The 19960-nt window shown below is 46.1% G+C and carries 16 protein-coding genes; 2 read left to right on the top strand and 14 right to left on the bottom strand.

The annotated features are described in order from the left end of the window. Nucleotides 1–14 precede the first annotated feature (14 nt). The gene (gene murB / locus BUR42_RS28330; protein ID WP_074242889.1) at nucleotides 15–1031 is read left to right on the top strand and encodes a UDP-N-acetylmuramate dehydrogenase; all 1017 of its coding nucleotides are present in this window, start codon (nucleotides 15–17) and stop codon (nucleotides 1029–1031) included. Here the strand turns inward: murB and BUR42_RS28335 are convergent. From BUR42_RS28335 to nagB, 6 genes are all read right to left on the bottom strand, one after another. Then, nucleotides 1024–1980 (bottom strand): YpdA family putative bacillithiol disulfide reductase, encoded by a 957-nt coding sequence (locus tag BUR42_RS28335; protein ID WP_074242890.1) that lies wholly within the window; start codon nucleotides 1978–1980, stop codon nucleotides 1024–1026. The two genes, murB and BUR42_RS28335, sit on opposite strands and share 8 nt — an antisense overlap. Nucleotides 1981–1989: 9 nt before the next feature. Beyond that, nucleotides 1990–2661 carry a type 1 glutamine amidotransferase gene (locus BUR42_RS28340; protein WP_074242891.1) on the bottom strand — a complete coding sequence of 224 codons (672 nt, stop codon included), beginning with the start codon at nucleotides 2659–2661 and terminating at the stop codon, nucleotides 1990–1992. Beyond that, nucleotides 2634–3134 carry a GNAT family N-acetyltransferase gene (locus tag BUR42_RS28345; protein ID WP_074242892.1) on the bottom strand — a complete coding sequence of 167 codons (501 nt, stop codon included), beginning with the start codon at nucleotides 3132–3134 and terminating at the stop codon, nucleotides 2634–2636. The genes BUR42_RS28340 and BUR42_RS28345 overlap by 28 nt, the downstream gene beginning before the upstream one ends. Continuing rightward, a complete protein-coding gene (locus BUR42_RS28350; RefSeq protein WP_074242893.1) occupies nucleotides 3131–3850 on the bottom strand; it encodes a YqjF family protein in 720 nt (239 codons plus the stop codon). Before BUR42_RS28350 ends, BUR42_RS28345 begins: the two co-directional genes overlap by 4 nt. Before the next feature lie 5 nt (nucleotides 3851–3855). Then, on the bottom strand, nucleotides 3856–5220 hold the full coding sequence (locus tag BUR42_RS28355; RefSeq protein WP_074242894.1) for a DNA recombination protein RmuC: 1365 nt from the start codon (nucleotides 5218–5220) through the stop codon (nucleotides 3856–3858). A 69-nt stretch (nucleotides 5221–5289) separates the two neighbouring features. Continuing rightward, nucleotides 5290–7212, bottom strand: coding sequence for a glucosamine-6-phosphate deaminase (nagB, locus tag BUR42_RS28360; RefSeq protein WP_074242895.1), 1923 nt, complete (start codon nucleotides 7210–7212; stop codon nucleotides 5290–5292). A 356-nt stretch (nucleotides 7213–7568) separates the two neighbouring features. Between nagB and BUR42_RS28365 the strand changes: the two genes are divergently transcribed. Then, on the top strand, nucleotides 7569–7979 hold the full coding sequence (locus tag BUR42_RS28365; protein WP_074243271.1) for a hypothetical protein: 411 nt from the start codon (nucleotides 7569–7571) through the stop codon (nucleotides 7977–7979). Between the two features lie 145 nt (nucleotides 7980–8124). Here BUR42_RS28365 and BUR42_RS28370 read toward each other — a convergent pair whose 3' ends face one another. The 8 genes from BUR42_RS28370 to BUR42_RS28405 form a co-directional block, all read right to left on the bottom strand. Continuing rightward, nucleotides 8125–10449 (bottom strand): glycoside hydrolase family 20 protein, encoded by a 2325-nt coding sequence (locus BUR42_RS28370; RefSeq protein WP_074242896.1) that lies wholly within the window; start codon nucleotides 10447–10449, stop codon nucleotides 8125–8127. Between the two features lie 27 nt (nucleotides 10450–10476). Continuing rightward, nucleotides 10477–13389: a GH92 family glycosyl hydrolase gene (locus tag BUR42_RS28375; protein ID WP_074242897.1), complete on the bottom strand. Its 2913-nt coding sequence runs from the start codon at nucleotides 13387–13389 to the stop codon at nucleotides 10477–10479. A 115-nt stretch (nucleotides 13390–13504) separates the two neighbouring features. Then, nucleotides 13505–14284, bottom strand: coding sequence for an endonuclease/exonuclease/phosphatase family protein (locus BUR42_RS28380; RefSeq protein ID WP_074242898.1), 780 nt, complete (start codon nucleotides 14282–14284; stop codon nucleotides 13505–13507). Nucleotides 14285–14375: 91 nt separating this feature from the next. Then, on the bottom strand, nucleotides 14376–15260 hold the full coding sequence (locus tag BUR42_RS28385) for an alkaline phosphatase family protein (protein WP_074242899.1): 885 nt from the start codon (nucleotides 15258–15260) through the stop codon (nucleotides 14376–14378). A 115-nt stretch (nucleotides 15261–15375) separates the two neighbouring features. After that, on the bottom strand, nucleotides 15376–16137 hold the full coding sequence (locus BUR42_RS28390; protein ID WP_074242900.1) for a copper homeostasis protein CutC: 762 nt from the start codon (nucleotides 16135–16137) through the stop codon (nucleotides 15376–15378). Then, nucleotides 16137–17192 carry a glycosylasparaginase gene (locus tag BUR42_RS28395; RefSeq protein WP_074242901.1) on the bottom strand — a complete coding sequence of 352 codons (1056 nt, stop codon included), beginning with the start codon at nucleotides 17190–17192 and terminating at the stop codon, nucleotides 16137–16139. The genes BUR42_RS28390 and BUR42_RS28395 overlap by 1 nt, the downstream gene beginning before the upstream one ends. A gap of 96 nt (nucleotides 17193–17288) precedes the next feature. Next, entirely contained in the window at nucleotides 17289–18257 is a 969-nt protein-coding gene (locus BUR42_RS28400; RefSeq protein WP_074242902.1) for an ROK family protein, read from the bottom strand. Further along, the gene (locus tag BUR42_RS28405; RefSeq protein ID WP_074242903.1) at nucleotides 18229–19866 is read right to left on the bottom strand and encodes an MFS transporter; all 1638 of its coding nucleotides are present in this window, start codon (nucleotides 19864–19866) and stop codon (nucleotides 18229–18231) included. The genes BUR42_RS28400 and BUR42_RS28405 overlap by 29 nt, the downstream gene beginning before the upstream one ends. Nucleotides 19867–19960 lie beyond the last annotated feature (94 nt).

Below are 19960 nucleotides of genomic sequence, written 5' to 3' on the forward strand. Positions count from 1 at the left end.
AAGATAGGATTTCTATGAGCGTTTTAGAAAATGTTTCACTCCGGCCATATAATACTTTCGGCATTGATGCAACGGCCCGTTATTTCGCCTCTTTTGATTCTCCTGCAGTATTGCAGGCTATCCTGGAAGATCCGAAATGGGAGGGCGTACCAAAGATGATCCTGGGTGGTGGTAGTAATATATTGCTCACAAAGGATTATGAAGGGTTGGTACTGAAGAATGAGATCAAAGGGATCCATATCCTCAAGGAAGATGAGGAGCATGTATATGTGCAGGCAGGGGCAGGAGAGAACTGGCATCAGTTCGTGATGTATTGCATAGATAAGAACCTGGCCGGGCTGGAAAACCTTTCTTTAATACCCGGTAATGTAGGTGCCAGTCCTATGCAGAACATCGGGGCATATGGCGTAGAGATAAAAGACGTTTTTTATGAGCTGGATGCCTGGCATGTGAAGGACCAGCAATTGGTAAAGTTCAGTAAAGAAGCCTGCGAATTCGGTTACCGGGAGAGCGTGTTCAAACGTAAATACAAAGATCAGTTCGTTATCCTGCAGGTAACCTATCGTTTAAATAAAATCCCGCATTTTAATACCAGCTACGGTGCTATAGAACAGGAAATGGAAAGGATGGGCGTGAAGGAACTATCCATTCGCGCCATCAGTGATGCGGTGATCCAAATCCGTTCTTCCAAACTACCCAACCCCGCTGAAATTGGTAATGCCGGTAGTTTCTTTAAGAACCCGGAAATAAGTAAAGAGAAATATGAAGCACTGAAAGAAGCCTTTCCTGCTATTGTAGCATATCCTTTACCCCATGACCAGTATAAACTGGCAGCAGGCTGGCTGATAGAGCAATCCGGCTGGAAGGGTTACCGGGATGGCGATGCAGGGGTGCATGCCAAACAGGCACTGGTATTGGTGAATTACGGCCATGCTTCAGGAGAGGAGCTGGTAGAGCTGTCCTGGAAGGTGATTGAAAGTGTGAAAGAGAAATTCGGTGTGGTACTGGAAAGGGAAGTGAATATTATTTAGTAACAATATGCCGGATGATCTTATCCGCATGCTCCCTTGAATTCTCAATAAACCATACATGCGTGTTCATGCCGCCACAAACCACTCCCGCCAGGTATACGCCGGGCAGGTTTGTTTCCATGGTATCAGGATTATAGTAGGGTTCCCTGATGGCATCATCGGATAAACGGATCTTTGCTTTTTCAAGGAAACTAAAGTCTGGCTGATAACCTGTGGCTGCGATCACAAAATCATTGGGGATAGTGATCAATCCTTCCGGGGTCTGGATATCTACTTCCGTTTCCCGGATGGCTGTTAACTTAGAATGGTAATATGCTTTAATGCTGCCTTCACTGATCCTGTTCTCCATATCAGGTTTTACCCAATATTTTACCCGTTTGCCAATACCATCTTCGCGGATCACCATTGTAACTTCTGCTCCTTTACGGTAAGTCTCAAGGGCTGCATCTACAGAAGAATTGTTTGCGCCCACTACCACTACTTTTTGTGTAGCATAGTAATGCGGGTCTTTATAGTAATGTGTTACTTTGGGCAGATCTTCTCCGGGAATGTTCAGCAGGTTGGGGATATCGTAGAAGCCGGTAGCTATAATGATATTGGCTGCATGATAGGTTTGTTTGGAAGTGATCACTTCGTAACCGCCATTGGCAGGCTGAATGGTTTCCACTTTTTCAAATAGGCGGATGTTCAGGTCCTGTGAAGAAGCTACTCTTCTGTAATACTCCAGGGATTCCGGCCGGGTAGGTTTTGCATTATTGGATACAAACGGAATACCGCCAATTTCCAGTCTTTCGCTGGTAGAGAAGAAGGTCATATTGATGGGGTACCGGTACAGCGAGTTCACCAGGCATCCTTTTTCAATGATCAGGTAATCAATTCCTTCTTTTTTCGCAGCTAACGCGCAAGCCAGTCCTATAGGGCCTCCTCCGATGATCAATAACTTATGCATTCCTCTAATTTAAGCCAATTTTTCCAACCCGTTCAGCAGTTGGCTGATCAGGACATTTGTGTTTTGTGCATAATGTGCATTGCCGCGTATCTCTGCGGCTGTTTGCACGTAAGTATCTGGCACCAGTTCATGTCCGCAGTGAGTGATCATTCCTTCCAGTGCTTCAGGCGTTATTTCAAAATGGAACTGTAATCCTACCACACGATCTCCAATACGGTAAGCCTGGTTTTTACAGGCAGAAGTTTCTGCCAGATGTATGGCATTCTCCGGCAGATCAAATGTATCGCCGTGCCAATGGAATACGGTGGTAGGAGAGGGTGCTATCCCATCATGGAACTGAACCGGGAACCAGCCAATTTCCTTTTGCTTGTTGGGATATACGCGTGCCCCCAGTGCTGCAGCTATCAGTTGCGAGCCAAGGCAGATGCCCAGTACAGGTTTGCCTGCTGCAATGGCCCGGCGGATAAATTCTTTTTCAGTACTTAACCAGGGATGAAGATCTTCTTCATAAACACCCATAGGGCCACCCATTACGATCAGCATATCAAGATCTTCCAGCGCAGGTGGTATGGGAGCTTCGTACCATTTGGTTACTGTAACGGTATGGCCTTTTGCTTTTGCCCAATCTGCGATATAACCAAGGCCTTCAAATGTTACGTGTTGGAAATAGTGGATACGCATAAATGATAAAATTTTGTATCAACAGGCATGATGTATTTTCCATCCGGTACTTCATTTCTTGCTACCAGCTCAAATCCGTTCTTTTCATAGAAACGATGTGCGGCATGCAGTTTCTCCGCTGTTCCGAGATAGAGATCGGAAAAGTGTTTTTCTTTTGCCCAGTTGATCAATGTGTCTAATAACTTCTTTGCAAGGCCATGTGCAGCACCCCTGTAATCCCTATGCACAAACATTTTGCGCAGGGCACCTTTGCCGGAACCGAGGTCTGTAAGGGCAATGGTGCCGATCAGTTGGTCCCCGTCCACAGCTATCCAGAAATTACTATTGCCTTGCTGGAATTCAACGGGGATATTGGCCAGATCGCGTTGATCTTCTCTTTTGATGGGCAGGTTAAACTCATTCTGCTGAATGTCCAGTATGAATGAGATCAATGCTTCTGTAAATATGGGCTCAAATGGTTTGATCGTTATCATATCAATGCGTTGCCTTTCATGACTTCAATACCTGATCCTTCTGCCAGGAAAACAGATGCCGGTGCCTGGGATAAACTATCTGTAAAGTGCCTGCCATAAATGACTTCCGTATCACAGTGGAAGGAAAATTCATGTACAGGATGTATCCGCCAGCTGGGATGCGTTACCTGGTATTCAGATGTTTGCTGTGCATTCAGTTGTGTATATCCCCAGTAATGCTCTGTTATAAAATGTTCTTTGCTGCCGGGAGAAACAAAGGCTGCTGCTTTATCGGCTATTGCTTCAATATGGTTCCATTGCCTGCCGGATTGCCATTCATAACGCACTTTCATACGTTGCTGGTCAAAATCCTCCCAGGTATGGCGCATGGGCAGGGTGGCATATTTTTCGCCATACAGGGTATTAGCTACCATGGTGATCATCCTCTTAGGCACAAGTTCTTTTACAAACACCACACCTCTCCGCCAGCCTTCTGCATGTTTATACCGCACATAAAAACGGAGGTTCACTTCTTCAAAGTTTTTATGAAAAGGGAAGGAAAGCCCCCTTACGCGGGTATCCTTAAACAGGAATCCCACAAGGCTCACATAATGTTTACCATTCCATTCGTCTAACTCTGTGCCATAGGGAACATAACTGCGCAGTACCGCCGGGTCTGTTTCAAAATTGGCCATGAGCAGGTTCCGCCATTGGGCCGTCAGGAATTTTTTAGGCATAGGCTTTATTCTGCTTTAATATGCTCTTCCGGAAAGAGCAGGTCTATTTCTGTTAAGAGATTATCGGGCAAATGTTTTGTTGTTTTTGCATCGAGGTCTTTGATCATTTCAAATTTCCCGATGATGGTATCTCCTTTTCGTTTGCCATCTTTCAGCCGTTTCATGGCATCATCATAAGCATTGCCGGCCTGGCGGAGATTGTGGCCGATCTTATTCATTTCATCCAGGAATGAAATGAACTTGTCATAGAGCAGGCCGCATTGCCGGAAGATCTCTTCCACATTGCGTACACGGTTCTCATTCTGCCACAGGAGCCGCACGATCTTAAACGTAGCCACTAATGTGGAAGGTGTGATCAGCACGATCTTTTTCCTGAGGGCACGATTGAAGATCTCCGGGTTTTCGTTTAATGCCAGTGTGAGTGCGGATTCAAAATGCATGAACATAAAAACGAAATCCGGTGTGTTCAGGCCATTGAGCGCATGATAGTTTTTGGCGGACAGTTCATCTATATGTTCGTTGATGTTCCGTACCAGCTGCTTCATGTAGGCTTTCTTTTCTTCAGGATCGCTGGCATTGAAATAAGCTACATAAGCGTTGAGGGATACTTTACTGTCTATCACCAGGTGTTTGCCATCCGGCAGCCTGAGGATAATATCCGGCCGGCGGTTGCGGTCTTCTTCTGTATCGCGTAAAACTTCTTCACTGGTGAAGTCGATGTATTTCTGGAGGCCTTCGGATTCCAATATTAAGCGTAGCCTGTCTTCTCCCCAATTACCCTGCACTTTTACATCGGAACGTAAGGCTCCGGCGAGGCGTTGTGCATCTTCACTGAGTTGTACGTTGAGCTTGGAAAGGGATGCTATCTCTTTTTTGAGTGAGGTGAATTCCTGGATATCCTCTTTGCGGGTATCTTCTATGGTTTTCTTAAACTGGCCGATATCTGTTTTCAGCGGGGCGAGGATATGATCCAGTGATGTTTTGTTGGTTTCTTCGAAGTCTTTGCTCTTTTCGCGAAGGATATCCGTAGCCATGTTCCGGAACTGCTCCCGGTTGTTCTCCTGCATTTTGAGCAGTTCCTGCCCGAAATCGTTGAGCTTTTCGTTGAGCTTATCCTTTTCTACCTGGAGGCCGGAAAGCTGACTGCTGAGGCTGATGATCTCCTTTGCCTTGCGTTCTATCTCTTTTTCTCTTTCCAGCAGGGTGTATTGAAGATTATCATACATATCCCGGACCACATACTCCTCATTTACCTGTTGGCGTGTAAGGGCCTGATGGAGCGGAATGTAATGTTTCCGGAAGAAGAGCCAGGTCAGCAGGCCGCCGGAAAACAGCCCGATGATCAAACCAGCTAAAAGGGTAACATTCATAGTTCGCAAAGTTAATAAAAAAGGGCCCAACACCGTTGAGCCCTTTTTATATATAAAATCCGTTATTTATCAGAAGTGGTAGCGAACGAATGCTTCCATGGCTGCATACTTCTGTAAACCGAGGCGGTCGTACAGGTCTGCAGTATTGGCGTTACGTTCTTCCGCACGTTGCCAGAACTCACGTGCATCTGTTCCCTGGAACGGCACAACGTCTTTCTGACTTTGGTGAATGAAGATACCCAGGCGTTTTTGCATGATCTGGTCAGGGCTCATGGGCACTGCCATTTCAATTTCATGAATATCCCATTCCTGCCATGCGCCTTTGTACAGCCATACCCAGCAATCCTTCATCCATTCTTCATGTTTCAGCCTGTTGAGGGCTTCAAAGATCACATCCAGGCAAACTTTGTGGGTACCATGCGGATCTGCAAGGTCGCCGGCACAGAAGATCTGTTGTGGTTTCAACTGGCGAAGGAGGTCTACTGTGAGTTGAACATCCTCTTCTCCCATTGGTTTCTTTTCAACAAGGCCGGTTTCGTAGAAAGGCAGGTTCTGGAAATGAGCATTCTCTTCTTTGATACCTACATAGCGGCAAGTGGCCTTTGCTTCACAACGACGGATCAGACCTTTAATGGCGCGGATCTCGGCAGTATCTTTCTGGCTGGGCTTCTTGATCTGAATGAAGGCTTTCGCATCTTCCAGGATCTGGGAGCTTTTGCTTCTGTCTATATCGAACATTCCTTCAAAACCTACGGCGAAGTCGATGAAACGCAGCAGGAATTCATCCGTTACAGCGATGTTACCGGAAGTCTGGTAAGCAACGTGTACATCATGCCCCTGTTCGTGCAGGCGGATGAAAGTACCGCCCATGGAAATGATATCATCATCCGGGTGGGGAGAGAAGATCAGGGCGCGTTTATGTTCCGGTTGGGAACGTTCAGGATGATTAGGCAGCTGGGTACCGGGTTTTCCACCAGGCCAGCCGGTAATGGTATCCCGGATTGCGTTGAATTCTTTGATGTTCAGCTCATAGGCAGAACCATATTGTACAATAAGATCGTTCAGACCATTATTGTTATAGTCCTTATCTGTAAGCATCAGGATAGGCTTATTCAGTTTCAGGGCCAGGCTGGTTACGGCTTTGCGGATCAGCTTAGGCGTCCATTCGCAGTCGCCGGTGAGCCAGGGCTCTTTATTCCGGGTCAGTTCTGCTCCTGCCTGCTCGTCTATTACAAATGTGCAATTGCGATGCTGCTGGAGGAGGGAAGCCGGCACCTGGTCAGTGCTGTGGCCTTCTACAGAGCGGCAAACGATCTTGGCTTTATGAGAACCCCATGCCAGCAGGATCACCTTTTTGGCTTTCATGATAGTGTTGATCCCCATGGTCACTGCCAGACGGGGAACGGCGCTCATATTAGAAAATTCATATGCGTTGGCCAGGCGGGTGGAATTATCCAATGTAACCAGGCGGGTGTGGGAGTTAATGTTAGCACCCGGTTCGTTAAAACCGATGTGGCCGTTGTTGCCGATGCCCAGGATCTGGATATCGATGCCACCAGCTTCTTCTATCTTACGTTCGTAGGCTTCTGCGTAGGCTTTGATCTGCTCCTTGGGGATGGTGCCATCCGGAACATGGTAGTTCCCTTCCGGGATATCAATATGATTGAATAATTGTTCTTTCATGAAGCGGTTGTAGCTCTGTAAAGCATCCGGTTCAATGGGGTAGTACTCATCCAGGTTAAAGGTTACCACGTTCTTAAAACTGAGGCCTTCTTCTTTGTGGAGGCGTACCAATTCAGCATACAGGTATTTGGGTGTTGATCCGGTAGCTAAACCCAGCACTGCTGGCTCTTTTGCTGCTTGTTTCTCACGGATGAGGGCGGCAATTTCCTTTGCCACTGCTTTCGATCCGTCCTTTGCTGTAGGGTGGATGTCCACGGAAATCTGCTCAAAACTGTCTATCAGTTCAATTTCCTGGTGATTAATGGTCATTGTTCAAGTATTTTAAATGCGTTTTTAAAAACGAGCCCGAAAATTAGTCAAAATCTAGGGAATGTTGTTGAAAATTTATGATTTACTATTGAAAACCCCCTGCTAACGGGAGAAATTAACATATTAGCAACTTCCTGCAATGGATTGCGGTAGAAATGTTAATTGGCCCGTTTAAATCCAAAATCTTTTAACCTGCGTACTTATATTCAGCAACTTAATTACAAACCCTGCAGGAAAGTAATAAACATTCAGCGCCGGACCTGGATGGTAAGAATGAAAAATTCTAACCGATCGGCCGGGAAGAAGCAAACGTCCGGATGCATTCTTCTACGGCAAATAATCAAAACGAATTACTGATGAAAAAGATGTTATTAGTGGTATCAGGTGCATTCCTGATGCTCACAACAAGTATTGCCGTAACCCATGCGGTTACACCTGCCGGTCACATTACCGTAAATGACGCTGATTGGATGAAATCCAAAACAGGCACATGGGCAGGGTTGAAGGATGGAAAAACCTATTGGTACAAGTTAGATAAGAATGCCCAGTTATGGTGGAGCACAGACGGTAAAAAATGGGCCGCTGTAGAAGGTGGTATGTGGGCTGATAAAGATGGCAAATGGCTCAAGATAGGTGAAGGCAAATTGTGGTGGACCGCAGATGGCGGTAAAAACTTCAGCGAAGTACCGGAATGGAAATGGGAAGGACCTAAAGGTGAATGGTACAAGTTTGATGCTAAATGGACTTTGTGGGTAAACTCAAAATAATGACTCGGGGTGTAACAAGGGTCACGAATAGCAAAACAGTAAGATAAAACAACCGGTACTTTTCAGTACCGGTTATTTTTTTGTTTACTGGCTGCCGTATCGGGGAGCAGCCCTCCCTTTATACAATTACCTGGTGGTAGTAATGTTAGTTGATGATGATCTCATCCACAAATAACCATGCAGGATTTCCTGCTCCCTGGGCACCTGTTGGGATCTTACCTGCATTGAGGGCAATCACCTTTACGTAACGTGCTTTCACATCTGTTACAGCATGCCGCAGTTTGATGATGCCGTTGCCATCAAAAGTAGTTTCTTTATAGACTTCTTTATAATTCTTCCCATCAGCAGATACGAGGAAGGTGACCTGTTTAGGAGGATAGATCCATTGATCTTTAAAGCTCAGTGTATTCAGTCCTACTTGTTTGATCTCTGTGGAATCTCCGAGGTCCACTACAGCTTCCAGGTTGTCTCCACTGTAACCGGTCCATTGATTATCGTTGTAAGCTTTTACACCTTCAATGCCATTCACCAATGCAAAAGCACTGCCGGGGTTATAGCTCTGGTGAGGGGGCTTAGCCAGGGTAACATTTTTACCTACAGCTTTATGTAATACAAATGCCTGGTAGAATTCATTGCCATATTGTTTGCCATCCTGGAAAACTGCGGCGCGCACCACACCTGTTTGCTGAACAGGGATAGGAGCTGTGTAAGCGGCAGACGCAGCAGTAGGGCCACTGCTATCTAAAGTGAAAGTGATCTTACCACCATCCAGCTTGCTATCCAGTTTAACCTGCACACCACCTTTGCCATCGCTTTCCACTACACCACGTACTTCAAATACATGTTTGGCATAATTCACACCTTTCATGGCCAGCAATGGCAGATGTGTTTTTAAGCGTTCCAGGAAGTTATCGTAGTTCTTCTTTTCTTTCGGCGTCCAGAGTACCTCGGCTAATGCAATAGCACGTGGGTATACCATGTATTCTACATGTTCGGAGTTCTTCATATATTCCGTCCATACATTGCCTTGTGCACCACGGATGAGCCTGGCTTCTTCTCTGCTGAGTTCATCCGGAACAGGTTCGTAAGAATATACTTCACTTACGGGTGTGAAACCACCAATGGCCAAAGGTTCGTTTTTACCCTGGGATTGGTAGTGGTCCAGGTAACAATAATTGCCGGGCGTCATGATCACATCGTGATGTTGTTTTGCTGCGGCAATACCTCCTTCAATTCCGCGCCAGCTCATTACGGTAGCGTTAGGGGCAAGACCACCTTCCAGGATCTCGTCCCAGCCAATGATCTGGCGGCCTTTGCTGTTGAGGTATTTTTCAATGCGCTGAATGAAATAGCTCTGTAACGCATGTTCGTCTTTCAGTCCTTCATCCTTCATGCGCTTCTGGCACTTAGGGCATTTCTCCCAACGTACCTTTGGACTTTCATCTCCGCCGATATGAATGTATTTGCTGGGGAAAAGCAGCATTACTTCATCCAATACATCCTGGTTGAAAGTAAATACTGAATCGTTGCCCGCGCAATACACATCATCATATACGCCCCAACGGGTACCTACTTCATATGGCCCGCCTGTACAACCCAGGTGAGGATATGCGGTTAACGCTGCGAGTGCATGGCCGGGCATTTCAATTTCCGGGATCACGGTCACATATCTTTCTGCAGCATATTTCACCACGTCCCTGATCTGTTCCTGTGTATAGAAACCGCCATAAGGTTTGCCATCATACTTCTGATCGTTGTAATGGCCCATCATGGTTTCTTTGCGGCGGGAAGCTATTTCTTGCAGCCTGGGATATTTTTTGATCTCTATCCGCCAGCCCTGATCGTCTGTAAGGTGCCAGTGGAAAGTGTTCATCTTGTGCATCGCCATCAGGTCAATGTATTTCTTGACGAATTCCACAGGAAAGAAATGCCTGCCCACATCCAGGTGCAAACCACGATAGGGGAAACGGGGCTGATCGTAAATGTCAACGCCGGCTATCCAGAATGCTTTTGCTTTCTGCAGTGGTACCAACTGGATAAGGGTTTGCATACCGTAGAATGTACCAGCTGCATCATCACCCCTGACGATGATATTATCTTTCCCCACTTTCAGCGCATATGTTTCCTTCAAACCAGGTGTTAACATATTACCTGGTAGTTCTTCCGGCCCGCTTTTGAAAACAATGGCGTTTTGGGTACCACTGTCCTGTACTTTCAATTCATAACCACTCAATTCTTTCAGGAAGGTATTGAAAAGGGCAGCTGTTTGCCTGTCTTCAGGAGAAGCTGCTACCAATACTGTCTGCTTGTCCAGCAGGAAAGAATCCGCAACTTCTGTGAGCCTTACGGGTAAAGGGATGATGCTCACTTTGGCTTTCGGTGCTGTGGAGGCATCCCCTGTTTGAGAGCAGGAGGCAAATCCTAATGCAGCACAGCATGCAGCCATGTGTAATAATCTTTTTATGGTCATGTCCTTATGATTAGCTTCCGGAAAATACTATTCTATTATGATTTCATCTGCAAAAATATGACAGGGTTCTCCTTTGCCGGGATGCCAATCAGGAATTACACCATGGGTAAGGGCCACAACTTTCACGTAACGGGCTTTGGTTTGCACCGGCAGGCTCAGCACCTGGGTGAAACTACCATATTCCTTGTCTGAGAAAGTGTTTTTTACTACGCCCAGGGAAGTGAACGCTTTTCCATCATCAGAAGCGAAGAATTCTACCTGCGTGGGATACCAGATCCATACGCCCAGGTCCTGCAATACGCTTAAGCCCAGCTTTTTCAGGTTGCGGGGTGCTTTGAGATCTACGATGGCCTCCAGGTTGCCGGGATAATGGCTTTGCCATGCACCCAGGCGGAAATCTTCCTGTCCGCGGATGCCATCTATCAATGCATCAGGCCCGCCAGCTGTGAATTGCGGGTTGATCCTGGAGAGTACTTTGATGGTTTTATCTGTTGGTATCAGGAAGAAAGGGGTTTGCATCAACTGGCTGTACTGGCCATTTCTGAAAGCAATGGCCTTCAGGGTAACAGACTTGCTGATGTTAAAGGGCTGTGTATATTTTGTTGATTTGCTGGTAGGAGTGGAGCCATCCAGCGTGTAATAGATCAGGGTATTCGGTTCCACGGCCTTCAGCGAAACTTTCATCGAATGGTTGAACCTGTCTGATTCCGCTAATGCAAATGGCACCGGTACGATCATATCATCCTTTATACTGCTTACCGGAACATTGTTCCCACTGGCCCAGGCTTTATTGGCTGTAGCGCCCATGTTGAATTCCAGTACGCCACCATTCATGATGGCTGTGTGAGGAATGCTGGAAACGGGTAATGCAGCCCCGTCCAGTTTTACGGATTGTACATAGAAATTCTTAGCACTGCGGTCTTTTGCTTTGATGGTAAAGGTCTTTCCATTTTCCAGGTGGATCTTCACCTCGTCAAACAGCGGACTGCCGAGTGCATATTTTCCGTCGCCGGGTGTTACCGGGTAAATACCCATAGCACTCATTACATACCAGGCACTCATCTGACCACAGTCTTCGTTTCCGCTCAAACCATCCGGTGCATTGTGATAGAGGGTTGTCAGTACCTGGTGTACCAGTTCCTGTGTACGCCAGGGTTGGCCTACATAATTGAACAGGTAAGCAATATGATGACTTGGCTCATTGCCATGTGCATATTGGCCGATCAACCCTGTGATATCAGATTGATGACGGCCGGATAATTTATCTTCTGTAGTGAATAAGTGATTTAATTTATCTGTGAACTTTGCAGTGCCGCCCTGCAGTTTTACAAGACCACTTACATCATGTGGTACGGCAAAGCTGTATTGCCAGGAGTTGGCTTCTGTAAAGAAGTTGTTTACTTCTGTAGGGTCGAAGGGACTCATCCAGCGGCCACCTATTTTGCCCCGCATAAAGCCGGTGGAAGCATCAAATATATTCTTGTAGGATTGTGCTCTGCGCATGTAGCGGTTGTACACCTCATCCTGCCCCAGCATTTTACCCATTTGCGCAATACACCAGTCGTCATAAGAATATTCCAGTGTGCGGGAAACAGATTCCGGTTGTGTATCCATACTCAGGTAACCCTGCCGGATGTAATGCTGCATACCGAACTGCGTTCCTTCTGCATAGCTGCGCATGGCTTCCAGGGCATACTTTGCATCGTATCCGCGAATACCTTTCTGATAAGCATCCACGATCACGGGAACGGAATGATAACCGATCATGCAGAAGGTTTCATTTGCGCTGAGTTCCCATACCGGCAGCATGCCGCCATATTTATATTGTACGAGGAAGGTATTGATCCAGTCGTTTGTTTTCTGTTGATTGATGATGGTCATTAAAGGATGCAAAGCACGGTGCGTATCCCATAAAGAGAACACACTGTAGTTCTCAAAACCTTCTGCTTTATGGATCTTCTGATCCGTACCGCGATACTGGCCATCCACGTCCATATAGAGGTTAGGATTCAGGCAGGCATGGTACAATGCACTGTAGAAGATGGTTTGCTGGTCAGCGGTGCCGCCTTTTATTTCGATCTTGCTTAGTTCCTTGTTCCATGCACTCTTTGCTTCTGCCAATGTACCATTAAAGTCGAACCCGGGCATTTCTGCATCGAGGTTTTTCATGGCACCTTCTTCACTTACACCGGAGATCGCCACTTTCACATATACGGGATCTTTTACATCGAAAGTGAAATATGCTTTGATATTACCTCCTTCCGCCTGTTTCAGGGCACCATTCTCTGTATCCATCAATGCCACGTTGTGTGATTTAAATGGTTTGGAGAATTTCATGGCAAAGAACAGCACCTGGTCCTTTGCCCAGGAGGTAGAACGGCGCATACCGGTCACGGTACTATCGTTCACTACTTTCAGGCTGGAATTGATCACGATATCGCGGTGATAGAGGTCCAGCAGAACATGACCTTCTTTTGCGGATGCGGGGAATTCATATTTATGAAGGCCCACTCTTTTTGTAGCGGTGAGAGAAGCCTGGATATCGTATTTATCCAGCTTTACGCTATAAAATCCTGCGTAGGCCTTTTCATTTTTATGGGAGAAGGGAGAAGCATATTGTTCGTTGTTCCAGGCAGGTTTCCCTGTAACGGGCATCAGGAGTATATCACAATAATCTTCAATACCGGTGCCGCTTAAATGTGTGTGAGAGAAACCATACATGATGGAGTCCGTATAATGATAACCGGAGCATCCATCCCATCCTTTCAGCCTTGTATCAGGACTTAATTGCAGCATTCCAAAAGGCAGACTGGGACCGGGATAAGTATGCCCGTGACCGCCTGTGCCAATAAAGGGATTTACCTTTTCTGCATAATTCACCTGCTGAGCCTGCGCTGCAGACACTAGCCCAAGGGCTAGTACAACCAACCATTTTTTCATTCACTGTTTTTTTACGTTGCTAAAATAAACAAAATGGGGCTAAAACGTTTTAGTGTAAGGATTTTTAACAACTCAAATAAAAAGGCTCCCGATCCGGGAGCCTTTTTAAATAATTTTATTTTAGTAATAATTCGCAAATGACCGGCCGGTGATCTGAGGCAATGGTTTCTTCCACCACAAAGGCATTGATCACATGCCACTGTAGTTTGTTTGCCAGGAAAACGTAATCCAGTTTCTGCGTTGGTTTGTCTGAAGGCCAGGTGGGGCCCAGCTTTTCTGTGGCGTCCAGGAAAATATTCTTAACAGATGCGATCTCTTTTGATGGCGGCAAAGCATTAAAATCCCCGGCAATGATAACCGGCAGCTGGTTTGCAGAAAAATGCTGATTTAGCAGAGCAGATTGTGCCAGGCGGTCTGTAGGATCTTCCAGGTGATCCAGGTGTGTGCTGGCAAATTGCAGCAGGCTGTCTCCCGGTAATTTAACTGTTATCACAGCCGCATTGCGTGGTTCACTGCCGGTACCTTTAGCGGGTAATGCAATGCTGTAGCTTTTTTCGATAGGGTAGCGGGAGAGTACGCCGTTGCCAAATCCGCCACCATCATGTTCCATAGCTTTACCGAAATAAATGTACATACCGGTAGCTTCTGCCAGCTGTTTCAACTGGTTCGCTTTTTTGACACGGTTGGTAGAACTATCTACTTCCTGTAAAGCAACCAGGTCTGGATTGGTAGCAAGGATGATGTTGGCAATGCCCTGGATATCCACTTCGCCCTTCATATTTTCAGCGTGATGAATATTGTAACTGAGCACTTTGATCACCTGCCCTTGTACCTGTGCTGATACAGGTGCAGTGGCGGAGAGGGTTAGCATTAAAATAAAGATAAGTCGATGCATATATGTTAAAATTGAAATTTCCCGGACGTATATAATATGATCTGTATAAAGTTTACAAGTTTAGTGCCATCCAACACGCCCGGAAATCAAATTACTTTTCAAACGCATCTTTTACCGGCCGTCCCGTCCATACCTGTGGCATTTTCAGACCAAAGATCCATGCTATTGTTGCAGCGGTATCGTATGTGACCACACTTTCCTGTACTTCATGCCCCTTTTTAATACCTTTTCCGCGGATGAGCCAGGGAATTTGCATTTCCACCATGGTTTTGCCACCGTGGCCTTTATTAATCCCCCCATGATCTGCACTCAGCATGATCACGCTGTTTTCCCACATGCCGGCATCTTTTATGGCCTGCAGTATCTGGCCTAATAAAACATCGTTCTTATGCACTTGTTCATAATACTCGGGAATATTGTGCCCGATATTATGACCCACGCCATCCGGCTGATCGAAATGTATGAACAGGAAATCAGGTTTCTTCTCTTTAATATAGTTAATAGACGCTTCTGTAGTAGCGGTGTCGTTAGGGCATCCCTGATCTTTGTTCACTGCCTTTTTCGGAAAGAGGTAGCCAATACCTCCCCAGCTATATATAACGCCCACTTCAGCCTTTGGTTTTTGCTGACGTAATAAAGTAAAGATCGAAGGGAAAAGACCATACAGGTCAAGCTCCCGGGATTCCACTTCAGGGGTTTTACTTCCCCATTCGGTGAATCCGTGCAGTTCTGATCCGGCACCCATTAACATGGAAGCCCAGTTCACTGCGCTGGAAGATGGTAATACGCTGCGCGCCTTCAACGTCCAGCTACCCTCTGCCATTAATTGCTTCATATTCGGATTGTCTGCTTTTTGGATCGCATATGCACCCAATCCGTCCATCCCAATGAGGATGACATGTTTAACGCCTTTAAGTTGTGCCTGCACTGTTAAACCGCATAACAATACTAAGGCAATGAAGCCTGCTTTTCTCATGTCTTGACCAATTTAAAAATTATTTAATATAAAGAGCAGGAAGAAGCCTTCCTTTTATCCAGTGTGGATAAAAGTAGTAAATAAATACTATACAATGTTTAATATTTATAAATAATTAACCGGCATTTAATGCTTCTTCGGCATTGCTGCGGATGAGCTTTACCTGCTCTGCCTGGCTAACGGCAATACCATATTCCGGAACACCCGGAATGCCGCCCATGCTTACATTGGGATTGCGGTATTGCATCTGACTGTCTATATATGCTTTTGCGGTGGTATGATATTCTTTAGCGTGGGTGGTGTTTACAAGCGCTGCTACGTTATTGGCCCTTACGCCTGATCCGGCCATGATGGCAATGCGGCCTTCTGCTTTCTGTACGAGTTCGGCAATGAGGGAAGCACCTTCAGCGGCAGTATTCCTTTGACCGGAAGTGAGGATGCGTTCACAACCGGTGGCGATCACATCTTCCAGTGCCTGGAACGGATCGTCCGTCATATCAAAAGCGCGGTGAAAAGTAACACCCATGGGCCATGCCAGTTCTACGAGTTCTTTTGTGCGGGGGAGGTCTATTTTACCTGCTGCAGTGAGGAGGCCTATTACTACTCCTTCGCAGCCCAGTTGTTTACAGAGTTGGATATCTTTTTTCATGATCTCAAACTCCAGTTCATCATATAAAAAATCTCCACCCCGCGGGCGAATGATCGGATATAAAGCAATGTTCACTTTTTCCCTTGCGAGTGCAATAGTAGCATAACTCGGTGTGGTGCCACCTTCCAGCAGGTTATCACATAACTCTATCCTGTTTGCCCCGCCTTCCTGAGCAGCCATGCAGGAAGCTACCGAGGCTGCACATATTTCCAGTGTGATCTTTTCCATTATTTGAAGTAATGTTTCCCTTTGATGAGTTGTTCCTGCTCAGGTGTTTCGCCTGTTGTAACTGCATAACTGAAACCCTGTTGTAAGCAGAAAGCACCGTGTTCACCTTTCTTGTTTAAGGCAAGGAAACCGATCTGGATCTCTTTTGCTTTTTCCGGTTTCTTTTTCACAATGCGCATCACTGCTTCTTTGCAGGCTGCTTCAGGAGAATAACCCTGGCGCATTAGTTCCACTACCAGGAAACTTCCTACCACGCGGATCACTTCTTCTCCTACACCGGTAGCTGTTGCCGCACCTACTTCATTATCTACATACAAACCGGCGCCAATGATAGGAGAGTCTCCCACACGGCCATGCAGTTTAAAAGCCATACCACTGGTGGTACAGGCACCGGATAAATTACCCTGTGCATCCAAAGCTACCATGCCAATGGTGTCATGATTATAAACGTTGCCCGGTAGCTGTAAAGGATTGAAGGCAGTGGTGCCTTTGCTGTCGTAAGATTTATTTTCGATGTTGATCACGGGTTTGTATTCCGCTTTCTTCAGCCATTCTTTCCATGCTTTTTCTGATTCCGGCGTGAGCAGGTTTTCTTTCTTAAAACCATTTTCCAATGCAAATTGCAATGCGCCATCACCTACTAACATCACGTGCGGTGTTTTCTCCATCACTTTACGGGCTACCGAGATAGGGTGTACGATATGTTCCAGTGCAGCTACAGATCCGCAATTCCCGAATTCATCCATGATGCAGGCATCTAATGTTACACGCCCGTCCCGGTCAGGAAAACCACTGAAACCTACAGTATGATTATTGGGATCAGATTCCGGAACATGTACACCAGCTTCTACTGCATCCAAAGCGCGACCGCCTTTTTTCAATACTTCCCAGGCAGCTTTGTTGGCTGCAATGCCAAAATCCCAGGTGGATACTACGATGGGTTTCTTTACTTTACCGGTTGCTTTTTTGGATTGTGCGATGGCGGATGGCCCATCCAGGGATAATACGGCGGCGCCTAATGCTGCGGTCCTGAGAAAATTGCGTCTGCTACTCATTGTTCACTGTTTTAAAGAAGAAAGTCAATTACAAGATACCAATTTTTACATTCGTACTTCGTAATTGACTTTCACTATACTAAGATAAGAGATCTGTTATGCTTCTTTCATTTCCCAGGCTAATGCGCTGGCGCCTAAAATGGCAGCATCGCTTTCTTTCAGCTCTGAGAAAACGAGTTTTACCTTGTTCTGGAAGATCGGTAAAAGATTAAGTTCCATGTGATGACGTACGGGGCGCATGATCAGATCACCGGCCTGTGTAAGGCCACCAAACAGCACAATGGCTTCAGGACTGGAGAACATCACGAAGTTAGCCAATGCTTCTCCCAATACTTTGCCGGTGTATTCATAGATCTCCATCGCCAGCTTATCCCCTTTGATAGCGGCTTCATAGATCATTTTAGAGTCAATTTCTTCCCTTGTATGGTTACGCAGCAGGCTGGGTTCATCCGGGCGGGCTTCCAGTAACTCAAGGGCTGTGTTGGTTACACCGGTAGCAGAAGCATAAGCTTCCAAAGAGCCACGGGCACCTGTTCCAGGGTGATAACGGCCACCAGGGATAACGATCACATGGCCGAGTTCACCTGCAAATCCATCATGACCATAGATCAACTGTCCGTTGGCAACAATTCCGCTTCCCACACCTGTTCCCAGTGTGATGGTAATGAAATCCTTCATGCCACGGGCGGAGCCGTAAGTCATTTCACCAATAGCAGCTGCATTGGCGTCGTTGGTTAATACGGCCGGGATACCAAAAAGGTCCTGCAGCATCTGTGCTAAGGGTACAATACCTTTCCAGCGCAGATTTGGTGCGTATTCAATATTACCGGTATAAAAGTTCCCATTGGGCGCACCTACACCTATTCCTTTAATGTTCGATATTCCCCCAACCTGGTCTATCAGCTTTGATAAACGCTGATGAAGTTCTTCCAGGAACATCGTTACTTCTTCGTGAGCTTTGGTCGACATCCTGTCCTGGCACAATATATTACCACGACGGTCTACAACTCCAAATTTTGTATTAGTACCTCCAATATCAATGCCCACCGCTAATTGCTGACTCATAGTCTATTCCTTGGGATTTTAAGATTGATTTTACACGAATTGCGAAAAACGCTAAATAAGCAAAACAGATAACCGGCACAATATAAGACATATGAATGCCTATTTCTTCAATATCTACCAAACCACCCTGAACCGGAGGAATTAATGCACCGCCGAGGATCATCATGATGAGGAAGGAAGAAGCCTGACCGGTGTATTTCCCAAGGCCTGCAATAGACAGGGAGAAGATACAAGGCCACATTACAGAACAGAAAAGCCCCCCGCTGATGAAAGCGAAAGTGGCTACCTGGCCTTCGGTGAATAAGCCAATCACCATAGCTGCCGTACCCATGATACCAAAGGTCATCAGGGTTTTTGCAGGTTTGTCCTGGCCATAGAAGAATCCCAGGATCTGGATCACGATGCAGATAGCAAAGGGATACAGTTTGGAAATATCATTGCCTTTAAAATGATTCACGCTTAGGATGACGCCGTAAGCCACAAAAGGTACTATTACAGATAAGATCTGGCGGGTACTTTTAGAGATGTTGAAAACACTGATGGCACCAGTCCACCTGCCTACCATCAATCCTCCCCAGAACAACGCGATGTAAGGATCTATTTCAGATTCCTTCAAACCATCAATGGTAAGGAAGCCCGGTTTCTTTAACAGTTCTCCCATGTTACTGCCCACACTCACTTCCACACCTACATATACAAATATGGCAATCATGCCCATGATCAGCTGTGGATATTTCATAGCGCCCCAGCCTTCTCCGGAAGATTTACGGGCAGAGATCTGAGAGTAGAAGAGGATGCCCAGGATACCAACAATGCCTGCAATGAAGAAAGGCAAAGGTTTTTCCCGGGAGATACCTACTGTGATCAGGATGAACATGGCTGCGATACCGATCAGGGAGCGGGTAGCTTTGGAAGAGTTTTCGAAATGATCATCTTCTGTGCCTTTGGGCATTTTAGTGATGGCAAAGATACCGGCGGCGGCCAGGAATAAACATACCAATACTATATAGAGAACGTTGATCTTACTGATATCTGTATCCCCAGTGCTGGCGGCTGCGTCAGCAGCTCTGCCGAAGAGGAGGATACTGATCACCAATGGGCCGATAGTAGTACCAAAAGAATTTACACCGCCTGCAAAGTTCAGCCTGTGCGATCCTTTGGCGGGGTCTCCCAGCAAAATAGCAAAGGGGTTTGCTGCTGTTTGTTGCAGAGAAAACCCTAAGGCAATAATAAAATAAGCTCCTAGGAAAAGATAGAAAGCACTGGTTTTGTCTTCCATTCCTAAACCAACGTTCACGGCAGCAATGGTGATACCAGCGCCGATACCTGAAAGGAGGAGACCATATATAATACCTTTCTTGAAACCTATCCTGTTCAGGATGTCTACTCCTTTTAAAGCAGACAGCAGGTAGAGGATGAGGGAACCAACAAAGTAAGCACCATAGAATGCAAAGTCAACCAACTGAGATTGGATCTGGGTGAGGTCGAAATGTTTTTTACAGAAGGGAATTAAGATACTGTTAGATGCTGCAACAAATCCCCAAAAGAAGAATACGAGAATGAGTACAAAAAACGTGGGATGGGTGCCTTGCTTAGTTTGCTGAGACATATTCCTGTTAAATTTTGGTTCTAAATGTATAATTTATTTTTTGACAAAAGGATAAAAAACCGAATAAATGTCCTGATTTTTTTCACTGCTCAAA

The sequence above is a fragment of the Chitinophaga niabensis genome, from assembly GCF_900129465.1.
GTDB classification, from domain to species: Bacteria; Bacteroidota; Bacteroidia; order Chitinophagales; family Chitinophagaceae; genus Chitinophaga; species Chitinophaga niabensis.

Coding starts and splice junctions, on each gene's coding strand:
- BUR42_RS28405 (WP_074242903.1), bottom strand. CDS start 19,866: ATGTCTCAGCAAACTAAGCAAGGCACCCATCCCACGTTTTTTGTACTC.
- BUR42_RS28335 (WP_074242890.1), bottom strand. CDS start 1,980: ATGCATAAGTTATTGATCATCGGAGGAGGCCCTATAGGACTGGCTTGC.
- BUR42_RS28390 (WP_074242900.1), bottom strand. CDS start 16,137: ATGGAAAAGATCACACTGGAAATATGTGCAGCCTCGGTAGCTTCCTGC.
- BUR42_RS28370 (WP_074242896.1), bottom strand. CDS start 10,449: ATGACCATAAAAAGATTATTACACATGGCTGCATGCTGTGCTGCATTA.
- BUR42_RS28400 (WP_074242902.1), bottom strand. CDS start 18,257: ATGAGTCAGCAATTAGCGGTGGGCATTGATATTGGAGGTACTAATACA.
- BUR42_RS28340 (WP_074242891.1), bottom strand. CDS start 2,661: ATGCGTATCCACTATTTCCAACACGTAACATTTGAAGGCCTTGGTTAT.
- nagB (WP_074242895.1), bottom strand. CDS start 7,212: ATGACCATTAATCACCAGGAAATTGAACTGATAGACAGTTTTGAGCAG.
- BUR42_RS28395 (WP_074242901.1), bottom strand. CDS start 17,192: ATGAGTAGCAGACGCAATTTTCTCAGGACCGCAGCATTAGGCGCCGCC.
- murB (WP_074242889.1), top strand. CDS start 15: ATGAGCGTTTTAGAAAATGTTTCACTCCGGCCATATAATACTTTCGGC.
- BUR42_RS28375 (WP_074242897.1), bottom strand. CDS start 13,389: ATGAAAAAATGGTTGGTTGTACTAGCCCTTGGGCTAGTGTCTGCAGCG.
- BUR42_RS28345 (WP_074242892.1), bottom strand. CDS start 3,134: ATGATAACGATCAAACCATTTGAGCCCATATTTACAGAAGCATTGATC.
- BUR42_RS28385 (WP_074242899.1), bottom strand. CDS start 15,260: ATGAGAAAAGCAGGCTTCATTGCCTTAGTATTGTTATGCGGTTTAACA.
- BUR42_RS28350 (WP_074242893.1), bottom strand. CDS start 3,850: ATGCCTAAAAAATTCCTGACGGCCCAATGGCGGAACCTGCTCATGGCC.
- BUR42_RS28355 (WP_074242894.1), bottom strand. CDS start 5,220: ATGAATGTTACCCTTTTAGCTGGTTTGATCATCGGGCTGTTTTCCGGC.
- BUR42_RS28365 (WP_074243271.1), top strand. CDS start 7,569: ATGAAAAAGATGTTATTAGTGGTATCAGGTGCATTCCTGATGCTCACA.
- BUR42_RS28380 (WP_074242898.1), bottom strand. CDS start 14,284: ATGCATCGACTTATCTTTATTTTAATGCTAACCCTCTCCGCCACTGCA.